This is a genomic window from Bacillus sp. RCC_6_1 (genome assembly GCF_041360755.1).
GTDB classification, from domain to species: domain Bacteria; phylum Bacillota; class Bacilli; order Bacillales; family Bacillaceae_G; genus Bacillus_A; species Bacillus_A cereus.
On the sequence record NZ_JBFUPV010000038.1, the window covers coordinates 1 to 1,202 of the forward strand.

Here is a 1,202-nt window from a genome sequence, read left to right on the forward strand (position 1 = left end):
TTTCCTTCTGCAATAGCACGAACTCTTTCTACATTAATTAATGGCAAAATAGGTGATTCAGGATTGTTCAACACATGTAACATCCAATCACTAATACCTTGTAGATAAGAGGCATCCTTAGTGCTTGGATATGCACTTTTTTTGCGATAACGTACATCTTCTGGAAGTACATTTTCAAAAGCTCTACGTAAAATACCTTTTTCAATATTGTCTATGCTTTTCATTTCGAATGGGACATTCCATAGGTATTCTACAAGTCGGTAATCGCAAAATGGAACTCGTACTTCAAAGCCATTCATCATACTTGTGCGATCTTTTCGTTCTAGCATAAATGGCAAGAAACGTGTAATAAACATGTAAGACATTTGACGTTGCTTCATTTGCAGATCACTTTCACCTTCTAAAAAGGGAACCTCAGCAACTGCATCTTCAAATTTTTGTTTTTGATATTTTTCAGGGCTAATCTTCGCTTTAAAATCCTCTGATAAAATTTCTGTACTATACCATAAATTAACACTCCAAGGGAATATCTCTGCATCTAGAAACTTCTCTTGATGAAACCATGGATATCCTGAGAATACTTCATCTGCGGATTCGCCTGAAAGTGCAACTGTTGCATCTTTTTTCATTTCCTTAAATAACAAATAAAGAGACGTTTCCAGTTCTCCAACTCCAGGTAGATCACGCGCTCGCATTGGAGTTAATAAATACTCTATTAAACTATCTGATCCTAACTCTATAGAATGATGCTTTGTTCCTACATATTCAGCCACACGTTTCACCCAAGGTTCATCACGATCAAAACGAAGGAAGTCTTGCTCAAAGTCTTTTTCATCATTGATGAAATTCAGGGAATATGTATGAAGGCGTTCCCCTTTATTCCCAAATTCGTTTCCTGCTAAACCTGTTAAACCACTGGAATCTAAACCTCCGGAAAGCATAGATACCACTGGTTTATCAGCAATTAACTGCCGTTTAACCGTATCTTGTAAAATGGAGCGGATTGTCTCGACTGTTGTATCAATATCATCTACATGTTTTTTACTTTCAAGTTTCCAATACTGTGTCGTAGTCGAGCCATTAGAGGTAAACGTCATATAATGGCCAGCACGCACTTCATGTATATCCTTGAAAATAGCATGACCAGGAGTACGTGTTGGTCCAAGGCAGAATATTTCAGAAAGTCCTTCTTTATCTACCTC

At 37.3% G+C, this 1,202-nt stretch carries 1 protein-coding gene; it reads right to left on the minus strand.

Features of this window, described 5'->3' with window-relative positions:
• A partial coding sequence (locus AB6801_RS31185) for an asparagine synthetase B family protein (RefSeq protein ID WP_370941397.1) occupies window positions 1-1,202 on the minus strand: 1,202 nt, incomplete at both ends.